This window comes from Bacteroides sp. CAG:633 (assembly GCF_000435115.1).
Classification (GTDB): domain Bacteria; phylum Bacteroidota; class Bacteroidia; order Bacteroidales; family Bacteroidaceae; genus Bacteroides; species Bacteroides ndongoniae.
In genome coordinates this window covers 1,700-10,161 of sequence record NZ_FR883020.1, presented here as the reverse complement: position 1 = coordinate 10,161, position 8,462 = coordinate 1,700, and the positions used below count along the sequence as shown (strand labels likewise).

Genomic DNA, 8,462 nt, shown 5'->3' with positions numbered 1-8,462 from the left:
CGACACTTGTACGGCTCGCGAGCCGTACTTGTATTATTCGTGAACATTGTTTGTCATAACTGACAGCATTGCTTGTTGCGTTGGTTTACTATTGATGTTGTGCTGCTAAAGTAGATGGTTAGGTTTGTAAAGAGGCTCTTTGTGAATGGAAAGTGAATGTTTGGAAATGAATAACGTGGGTGAAAGATGGATACGCGGAAGACACGGACGAGGCGGATTTACACGGATAAAAAGAAGAAAAGGGAAAATTGGGTTCACGCTTTCAACACGGGGATTTGGCATTGATATACAGCAGGATATGGTGAAAGATGAAGTTTCACGTTGATTCAATTAATAATTAAAAATGAAAAATTAATAATTAAATCCGCGTTCATCCGCCTCGTCTGTGTAGTCCGCGTATCCATCCTTCACCACAATTCGTTTATATTCAGTTGCTTGCGGTGAAACTTCACCCGATAGGCTCTTGCGCTCATCACGGCTGTAGAAACGGCCTGTTTTTTCCCTAGTTAGGAAAAAATTTTTTTCTAACTGGGAAATAATTTTTTCCTAACTGGGAAAAAAAACTTGCAAAACTGGCATCCGCGTTCATCCGTTTTGTCTGTGTCTTCCGCGTATCTATCTTTCACCGCAATTTATTTATATCCAGTAGTTTGCGGTGAAACTTCACCCGACAAACTCCTGCATTCATCACGATAGACACATAATTCTTTTGAAAATGAAATCAGTTTGTTACCTTTGTCTTATCGTACAGTAGAATGGCTCGAATTGAAGGGAAGAGCTATAGAAGTGTAACTGTAATGACGAAGATAGAAACTGTATTAGGAGTGTAAAAAATGTTCAGCATGAAAAAACTCGCTAAAATTCTCCTTTTTTCTCTGTCGCTGCTCATGACCTCGACCAGACACCTTATTTCCGTTGCTTTGTCTTCGACCGCACTGCGCAGTACAAGGACCGCTATCCGGCTCTGGAGCGCGCCTGCTACTTGCAAGTAGCGGTAGAGCAATATGTAGGGGTAACCACTGAGGACTGAACCGGGCGGTTTCCCCCTTTTCCCGCTGCAGGTTTCGTGCCTACAGCACGTATTGTACTTCCTTGAACAGGTAGCTGCGTTCCTTCCCGTTCTCGTCTTCCAGCACAAAGCGACCGTCCGCTTCGACGCGCAGCAGGCGGGCCTGGAAACGGCCGTCAGCATCCTCGTACGTGTGGTAGCCGCGGCGGCGGAACAGCGAACGGGCGTAACGGGCATTTACTTCGTCGGCGTAGGTTTGGGGATCTTCCATGCGCAGTCCTTCGTAGTAGATTTTCATCCGTTTCAGTATGTGCGTCAGTATCTCCTCACGGTTCTGTTCCTTGCCGGTGATCTGCTTCAGCGAGACAGGGTTGGGAGCATCGCTGCGGAAAATCTCCTGATTCACGTTCAGCCCGATGCCACAGATACAGCGGCTGATGCTGCGTCCTGTCAGTTCGTTCTCTATCAGCATGCCGCAAATCTTCTGTTCGCGGTAGTAGATGTCGTTGGGCCATTTGATGAAGAAGTCGTTCGACCACCGGTTTAGCTCTTCCTTGATGGCCAGCGAGGCTATTTGCGACAGGATGAACTGTCGGCGCGGCTCCAGAAAGGTGGGGTAGAGGACGACGCTGAACAGCAGGTTCTTGCCTTTCTCTGACTCCCAGCTGTTGCCGCGTTGCCCTTTGCCGGCCGACTGGAACTGGGCGGTTACGGTTGTGTACTCGGCAACGGACTCGGGCTGTTCGTTGCACAATTGGCTCAGGTACTGATTGGTCGATACGGTCTCGTCGACGTCAATCATCGGAAACGTAAAGTTCTCAGGCAATGTTTTCATATTCGTTACGCGTTTTACGGTTGAATTTCTTGGTTACTTCTTCGTAAGAGTGATCTATCAGTTGCAGAATCAGGCGGTCGGAGATGTCGCCCCGCAGTGATACCTGATTCCAGTGGCGTTTGTTGAAGTGGTAGGCTCCTTCGATGCCCGGGTGATGTTCCCTCAGTTCGATGGCATATTCGGGTTCACATTTCAGTGTGATCCATTCGGGATTCTCCAACCAGATGCAGGCCACCATTTTTCCCATAACTTTGAAGACAAGTATGTCCTCGCCGAAGGGAAAGCCTTCGGTTGTACCTTTCTTTGCCAGGCAGTAGTTTCTGATGGTTTCTATGTCCATGATTAATATGGTTATTCCCCTGCATTTCAGAACAGGGGCGGGTAAAAAGCTTCTTTGATGTGTTCGATGCGGAAGTTCTCTTTTTCGCCTACGGCAGTGATGATGTCGAATCGCACAGGAGCATCGATGCCGAAGTGCTTGATGTAGGCGTCGGCTGCTACCACGATGTGGCGTATCTTCTGCCAGTCCACAGCTTCGTGCGGCTCCTTGTAATCGGTGTTCCGGCGGGTCTTTACTTCTATCACCACCAGCTCGTTGTCCTTGGTTGCTACGATGTCCAGTTCCAGGTGGTTCTTGCGCCAGTTGCGGTGGAGTATCTCGTAGCCGTTCTTTTCGAGGTAGCTCACGGCTGCGTCTTCTCCGGCTTTGCCTAAGGTATTGTGCACTGCCATTTTTTCAGTTTTTGGTTCTTCCCCTACAAAATTAATCTTTTTTCTGCTTTGTATTTACAGAAGTAAAGCTAATTTTGCAGGAGAAATATGAGAAAGCGAGATAGAACCTGTGCCAAGTCCACGCCTCAGGAACCGAAACGCATGCAACGCATGGTGTGCCTGATGAGCGAGGAAGAGCTGCGGATTGTGGATAGTTATCTGCGTAAGTACAAGATAACGAACAAATCACGTTGGCTGCGAGAGACTGTGCTCGCTTTTATCCATAAAAACATGGACGAGGATTATCCCACGCTGTTTGGCGAACATGACATGCGGCGGTAGCGGATAGTATTTCCCTCTTGTTCCTCATTTCTCATTCTTCATTCCTCATTCTTCATTTTTCATTCTTCATTTCCTTATGGACGATACTTACTACATGAAGCAGGCCCTGGCCGAAGCGCAGAAAGCTGCCGAGCGGGGAGAAGTGCCGGTTGGCGCAGTAGTGGTGTGTAAAGACCGCATCATCGCGCGTGCCCATAACCTGACAGAAACCTTGACCGACGTCACCGCGCATGCCGAGATGCAGGCCATTACAGCGGCTGCCTCTTCGCTGGGCGGAAAGTACCTGAACGAATGTACGCTGTATGTCACGGTAGAACCGTGCGTGATGTGTGCAGGGGCTATCGGATGGGCACAGACTGGGCGTCTGGTCTTTGGAGCAGCGGACGAAAAGAGAGGATATCAGCGCTATGCGCCTCAGGCATTGCATCCCAAGACGCAGGTGTCGCAAGGCGTACTGGCCGACGAGTGTGCCCGGCTGATGAAAGAATTCTTCTTGAACAAACGGCGCTGACAGGCGTACCGGATTATTCTTTTACTTCCTCGAAGTCGACGTATTCGCCGTCGTCTTTCGTGAAAATCTTTTTGCGTTTGAAGTGTATTTCCCCTTCTTCGGGGCTGATTCCTTCGTCGTTGTTGGTGCGCGAAGAAGTCTGTTGGTTGTTCCCGCCAAACGAATAGCCACCGCGGTGGTAGTTCTGGCCAGCTGTCTTCTTACGTCCGAAGCCGAACAGGCTGCGCACCAGTCCGCCAATGATACTGAGGCCGATGAGCAGTATCGCTATGATGAGTATGAACAGGAATCCTATGAAATGTAACATGTGTATCGAAGTGTTTAAGTTGTTTCTTTATACAACTGCTACTACAACAACCGTGCCAGACGTTAAGTTCACGCTTTCTTCCGTCCTGTCAGCAGCGAAACAAAGATGTACCACACGATGCAGGTGGCAAATCCTTTCACTTGCAGCGTGGCAAGGAAAACAACGCAAAGTATCAGGAAGCTGAAACTTACTTTATTGTCTTTCCATGACAGATTCTTGAACTTGAGCGAGAACATGGGAATTTCCGAAACCAGCAGCCACGAGAACAGGCACACCAGTACCAGCAGGTAGAGCGGGTGGAAACTTTCGCTGACGAGCAGCGGATGATAGCCGGCTACCAGCGAAGCCCAAAACAGGGCATTGGCAGGAACGGGCAGGCCGATAAAGGAAGTGGTCTGGCGTGTGTCGTTGTTGAACTTTGCCAGTCGCAGGGCTGAAAACACTGCTATCAGAAAAGCAGCATACGGCAACCACGCTGCAACTCCTTCCATATAAGCCGGATAGTGCATTTCCTTGAACAGCGAGAAGACGATGAGCGAAGGAACCAGTCCGAAGCTGACATCGTCGGCCAGCGAATCCAGGTCTTTCCCGATGACGGAGTGAGCATTGAGCGCACGTGCGGCCATACCGTCGAAGAAGTCGAACACGGCACTGATGATGATGAAGAGAAGTGCCATTCCGTACTGTGCTTCGAAAGCCATCACACCGGCTATGCAGCCCGAGAACAGGTTCATGCAGGTCAGCGTGTTGGGGATATGGCGGGTAATGCGGTTTGCCATGATGTTACTGGTTTTATTTAAGTTTGGCTATCACGGTTTGGTTACCGGTAGTCAGTTGTCCTAATTTGACGAGGATTTCGGTGCCCAGCGGGAGATATACGTCCACGCGCGAGCCGAATTTGATGAAGCCCATGTGTTCGTCGATGTAGCATTCTTCGCCCGGTTCGGCATAGGTCACAATGCGTCGGGCCATGGCACCGGCTATCTGGCGTGCCATTACTTCTACACCTTCGGGGGTTTCAATCACTACCATCGAACGTTCGTTATCGGTGCTGGCCTTGGGCAGCCAGGCTTTCATGAACTTGCCGTTCTGGTGGCCTACCTTTTTGACAGTACCGTCTACAGGGTACCAGTTGGCATGTACGTTGACGAGGCTCATAAAGATAGAGACCATGATACGGCGGTCGTGGAAGTATTCCGTTTCTTCCACTTCTTCAATCACTACTACTTTGCCGTCGGCCGGGGCTACGACTACCTTTTCGGTGTCGCCACCAAACAGGCGGATCGGGCAGCGGAAGAAGTTCACCAGTATACCATATACTATAAGGCTGATAGTTGCAACGATGTAGAAGGGTATTTTGCATTCCAGTCCGAAATACAAGCCGGCATTGAGTACGAGCAGCAACAGAAAACTGCCTACCAATGTGTGTGTTCCTTCACGGTGAATACGTATCTTTTTAAGTTTTTTTAGTCGGACCATTTACCTTCGTTTATATTTTATACTAAAATTATCTGCAAAAATAGGCTTATTTTGAAAATCTAACAAGAAAAAACAGGCAGAAATGCAAGTGTTGATAACTTTTAGGGGAATATTTTTGTTAGATGTTTCATTGATTGTACTTTTATGCGTTCAATATAAAAGAATGTTTGTATGCAGGATTTTGTTCATCTACACGTTCATACCCAGTATTCGCTTCTTGACGGACAAGCCAGTGTCAGCCGTCTGGTAGACAAGGCCATGAAGGATGGCATGAAGGGAATTGCCGTGACCGACCACGGAAATATGTTCGGCATCAAGGAGTTTACCAACTATGTCAACAAGAAGAATGGCGGCCCGAAAGGAGAAATCAAGGACCTGAAGAAGAAAATGGCCGATATTGAGAGCGGCAAGGAGGAATGCGAGGACAAAGAAGCCGCGCTGGCCGACTGTCGTGCCAAGATAGCTGAAGCCGAAAGCCGTATCTTCAAGCCCATCATCGGTTGCGAAATGTACGTGGCGCGCCGTACGATGGATCTGAAGGAAGGTAAGCAGGACCAGAGCGGTTATCACCTGATTGTGCTGGCCAAGAACGAGAAGGGATATCACAACCTGATCAAACTGGTGTCGCGTGCCTGGACAAAAGGGTACTACATGCGTCCGCGTACCGACCGTAGCGAGCTGGAGAAGTATCACGAAGGACTGATTGTCTGTTCGGCCTGCCTGGGAGGCGAGGTGCCCAAGAAGATCACCAAGGACCGGCTGGAAGAGGCCGAGGAGGCCATTCGTTGGTATAAGAATCTGTTTGGCGACGATTACTACCTGGAACTTCAGCGGCACAAGGCGACGGTGCCCCGTGCCAATCACGAAGCCTATCCGTTGCAGCAGAAAGTGAATGCCAAACTGCTGGAGTTTGCCAAGAAGTACGACATCAAAGTGATCTGTACCAACGATGTTCACTTTGTGGACGAAGAGAACGCCGAGGCGCACGACCGTCTGATCTGCCTCAGTACGGGCAAGGATCTGGACGACCCCACCCGCATGCTCTACACCAAACAGGAGTGGATGAAGACCAAGGCCGAAATGAACGCCCTGTTCGAGGACGTGCCCGAAGCCTTGTCGAATACGTTGGAGATTCTCGATAAAGTGGAATTTTACTCTATCGACCATCCTCCCATCATGCCGACCTTTGCCATTCCCGAGGACTTCGGCACAGAAGAAGAATATCGTAAGAAATATACCGAAGAAGACCTCTTCAACGAGTTCACCCGCAACGAGAACGGTGAAGTGGTGCTCGACGAAGAAGCTGCCAAAGCCAAAATCAAGCGTTTGGGCGGCTACGAGAAACTGTACCGTATCAAGCTGGAAGCCGATTATCTGGCCAAGCTGGCTTTCGACGGTGCCAAACGCCTGTATGGCGACCCGCTGAGCGAGGAGGTGAGGGAACGGCTTGTATTCGAGCTGTACATCATGAAGACGATGGGTTTCCCCGGCTACTTCCTCATCGTGCAGGACTTTATCAACGCTGCCCGTACCCAACTGGGCGTTTCCGTTGGTCCGGGACGTGGTTCGGCGGCTGGTTCGGCTGTGGCCTACTGTCTGGGTATCACGAAAATCGACCCTATCCAGTATGACCTGCTGTTCGAGCGTTTCCTCAATCCCGACCGTATCTCCTTGCCCGATATCGATGTAGACTTCGATGATGACGGACGTGGCGAAGTGCTGCGCTGGGTGACCGAGAAGTACGGACAGGAAAAAGTGGCTCACATCATCACCTACGGTACGATGGCTACGAAGATGGCCATCAAGGACGTGGCGCGTGTGGAGAAGTTGCCGTTGTCCGAGTCGGACCGCCTGTGTAAGCTGGTGCCCGACAAGATTCCCGACAAGAAACTGAACCTGCCCAATGCCATCGCCTACGTGCCCGAGTTGCAGGCTGCCGAGGCATCGCCCGACCCGCTGGTGCGCGAAACCATCAAATATGCCAAGATGCTCGAAGGCAATGTGCGCGGAACCGGTGTACATGCGTGCGGAACCATCATCTGCCGTGACGACATCACCGACTGGGTGCCTGTCAGCACGGCCGACGACAAGGAAACGGGCGAGAAGATGCTCGTTACCCAGTACGAAGGCTCCGTCATCGAGGATACGGGACTTATCAAGATGGACTTCCTCGGTCTGAAGACGCTGTCCATCATCAAGGAGGCGGTAGAGAACATCCGCCTGCACCGCGGACTGAAGCTGGATATAGACAAGATTTCGATTACCGACCCTGCCACTTATCAGCTGTATTGCGACGGTCGTACCATCGGAACGTTCCAGTTCGAGTCGGCGGGTATGCAGAAGTACCTGCGCGAGTTGCAACCCAGTACGTTCGAGGACCTCATCGCCATGAACGCCCTGTATCGTCCGGGACCTATGGACTACATTCCCGACTTCATCGACCGTAAGTGGGGCCGTAAGCCCATCGAATACGATATCCCCATCATGGAGAAATATCTGAAGGACACGTACGGCATCACCGTCTATCAGGAGCAGGTGATGTTGTTGTCGCGTTTGCTGGCCGACTTCACCCGTGGTGAGTCCGATGCACTCCGTAAGGCGATGGGTAAGAAGCTGCGCGACAAGCTGGACCACATGAAGCCGAAGTTCATCTCCGGCGGACAGAAGAACGGTCACGACCCGAAAGTGCTCGAAAAGATATGGGCCGACTGGGAAAAGTTTGCTTCGTATGCGTTCAACAAGTCGCATGCCACGTGCTATTCGTGGGTGGCTTACCAGACTGCCTACCTGAAGGCCAACTATCCTGCCGAATACATGGCGGCCGTGATGAGCCGAAGCTTGTCGGACATCACCACCATCACCAAGCTGATGGACGAATGCAAGGCAATGGGCATACAGGTGCTGGGTCCGGATGTAAACGAAAGTAACCTGAAGTTCACCGTCAACCCTGAAGGCAACATCCGCTTCGGACTGGGTGCCGTGAAAGGTGTGGGCGAAGGCGCCGTGCAGAGCATCATGGACGAACGTGCCAAAGGCGGGCCTTTCAAAGGTATCTTCGACTTTGTGCAGCGCGTCAACCTGAATGCCTGCAACAAGAAAAACATCGAATGTCTGGCACTGGCGGGCGGTTTCGACAACTTCCCCGAACTGAAGCGTGAACAATACTTTGCCGTCAACTCGAAGAACGAAGTATTCATCGACACACTGGTGCGCTACGGCAACCGCTATCAGCTGGACAAGGCGGCAGCCGCCAATTCGCTGTTCGGCG

The 8,462-nt window shown here is 50.9% G+C and carries 9 protein-coding genes (1 of these 9 cut by a window edge); 3 read left to right on the top strand and 6 right to left on the bottom strand.

The genetic code is table 11. The features are described from left to right. Nucleotides 1–1,070 precede the first annotated feature (1,070 nt). Genes QVP67_RS03800 through QVP67_RS03790 form a run of 3 tightly spaced genes read right to left on the bottom strand, consistent with a single transcriptional unit; the run spans nt 1,071 to nt 2,576 of the window. A complete protein-coding gene (locus QVP67_RS03800; protein ID WP_022162228.1) occupies nt 1,071–1,844 on the bottom strand; it encodes a biotin--[acetyl-CoA-carboxylase] ligase in 774 nt (257 codons plus the stop codon). Then, entirely contained in the window at nt 1,828–2,184 is a 357-nt protein-coding gene (locus QVP67_RS03795) for an MmcQ/YjbR family DNA-binding protein (RefSeq protein ID WP_022162227.1), read from the bottom strand. Before QVP67_RS03795 ends, QVP67_RS03800 begins: the two co-directional genes overlap by 17 nt. A gap of 26 nt (nt 2,185–2,210) precedes the next feature. Beyond that, the gene (locus QVP67_RS03790; protein WP_022162226.1) at nt 2,211–2,576 is read right to left on the bottom strand and encodes a YraN family protein; all 366 of its coding nucleotides are present in this window, start codon (nt 2,574–2,576) and stop codon (nt 2,211–2,213) included. Nucleotides 2,577–2,663: 87 nt separating this feature from the next. Between QVP67_RS03790 and QVP67_RS03785 the strand changes: the two genes are divergently transcribed. After that, entirely contained in the window at nt 2,664–2,897 is a 234-nt protein-coding gene (locus tag QVP67_RS03785) for a hypothetical protein (RefSeq protein WP_022162225.1), read from the top strand. A gap of 76 nt (nt 2,898–2,973) precedes the next feature. Next, nucleotides 2,974–3,408, top strand: coding sequence for a nucleoside deaminase (locus tag QVP67_RS03780; RefSeq protein ID WP_022162224.1), 435 nt, complete (start codon nt 2,974–2,976; stop codon nt 3,406–3,408). Nucleotides 3,409–3,421: 13 nt separating this feature from the next. On the opposite strand, the gene QVP67_RS03775 is transcribed toward QVP67_RS03780, so the two are convergent. The 3 genes from QVP67_RS03775 to QVP67_RS03765 all read right to left on the bottom strand — a co-directional run bounded on the left by QVP67_RS03775 (nt 3,422) and on the right by QVP67_RS03765 (nt 5,194). Beyond that, nucleotides 3,422–3,715 carry a DUF4834 family protein gene (locus QVP67_RS03775; protein WP_022162223.1) on the bottom strand — a complete coding sequence of 98 codons (294 nt, stop codon included), beginning with the start codon at nt 3,713–3,715 and terminating at the stop codon, nt 3,422–3,424. 68 nt (nt 3,716–3,783) lie between these two features. Beyond that, nucleotides 3,784–4,494: a CDP-diacylglycerol--serine O-phosphatidyltransferase gene (gene pssA / locus QVP67_RS03770; protein WP_022162222.1), complete on the bottom strand. Its 711-nt coding sequence runs from the start codon at nt 4,492–4,494 to the stop codon at nt 3,784–3,786. 13 nt (nt 4,495–4,507) lie between these two features. Continuing rightward, on the bottom strand, nt 4,508–5,194 hold the full coding sequence (locus tag QVP67_RS03765; protein WP_022162221.1) for a phosphatidylserine decarboxylase family protein: 687 nt from the start codon (nt 5,192–5,194) through the stop codon (nt 4,508–4,510). A gap of 171 nt (nt 5,195–5,365) precedes the next feature. Between QVP67_RS03765 and dnaE the strand changes: the two genes are divergently transcribed. Further along, nucleotides 5,366–8,462, top strand: partial view of a DNA polymerase III subunit alpha gene (dnaE, locus tag QVP67_RS03760; protein WP_022162220.1) — the 5' portion only. The gene runs 728 nt beyond the window's last position; the window shows 3,097 of its 3,825 coding nt (coding positions 1–3,097); it begins with the start codon at nt 5,366–5,368; the stop codon falls past the right edge of the window.

Bases quoted from the DNA above. Each gene is read 5' to 3' on its own strand.
- QVP67_RS03775 (WP_022162223.1), bottom strand. From the start codon at position 3,715: ATGTTACATTTCATAGGATTCCTGTTCATACTCATCATAGCGATACTG.
- QVP67_RS03765 (WP_022162221.1), bottom strand. From the start codon at position 5,194: ATGGTCCGACTAAAAAAACTTAAAAAGATACGTATTCACCGTGAAGGA.
- QVP67_RS03800 (WP_022162228.1), bottom strand. From the start codon at position 1,844: ATGAAAACATTGCCTGAGAACTTTACGTTTCCGATGATTGACGTCGAC.
- QVP67_RS03785 (WP_022162225.1), top strand. From the start codon at position 2,664: ATGAGAAAGCGAGATAGAACCTGTGCCAAGTCCACGCCTCAGGAACCG.
- QVP67_RS03795 (WP_022162227.1), bottom strand. From the start codon at position 2,184: ATGGACATAGAAACCATCAGAAACTACTGCCTGGCAAAGAAAGGTACA.
- QVP67_RS03780 (WP_022162224.1), top strand. From the start codon at position 2,974: ATGGACGATACTTACTACATGAAGCAGGCCCTGGCCGAAGCGCAGAAA.
- pssA (WP_022162222.1), bottom strand. From the start codon at position 4,494: ATGGCAAACCGCATTACCCGCCATATCCCCAACACGCTGACCTGCATG.
- QVP67_RS03790 (WP_022162226.1), bottom strand. From the start codon at position 2,576: ATGGCAGTGCACAATACCTTAGGCAAAGCCGGAGAAGACGCAGCCGTG.